This is a genomic window from Desulfovibrio sp. (assembly GCF_019424165.1).
Lineage (GTDB): Bacteria > Desulfobacterota > Desulfovibrionia > Desulfovibrionales > Desulfovibrionaceae > Desulfovibrio.
Map to the genome: position 1 here is coordinate 1 of NZ_JAHZAA010000015.1, position 386 is coordinate 386.

General features: G+C 52.6%; 1 protein-coding gene. It reads right to left on the minus strand.

What is annotated here, in order from left to right; genetic code table 11:
- Positions 1–386 (minus strand): class I tRNA ligase family protein (locus tag QZ377_RS07065; RefSeq protein ID WP_291440470.1); only part of this gene is annotated, 386 nt, incomplete at both ends.

A 386-nucleotide genomic window follows, 5' to 3' on the forward strand; every position in this document is an offset into this window, starting at 1 on the left:
TCAGACGCGATTTGGGCCGGGAAATGCACAGGTCTTCCAGCGCGCCGGATTCCAGCATGGACAGCACCTCGGTCCGATAGCGCTCCGGCCGGATAAACGTGGGGTTCTGTTCAATATGCTCCTTGAGCCAGGGCAGGTATTTGGACATGCGGAAAAAATAGTTTTTTTCGCTTATGAATTCCGGCTTGCTCAGGTGCTGCGGGCACAGGCCGTTTTCCAGCTCTTTTTCTGTGTAAAAGCGTTCGCAGCCGTAGCAGTAATGGCCGCCAAACTCCCCAAAATAGATATCTCCGGCATCATAAACTTTTTGCAAAAAGCTCTGCACAGAAGCTACATGCTCGGGATCTGTGGTACGTACAAAGCGGTCGTTGGCCACATCAAGCCGG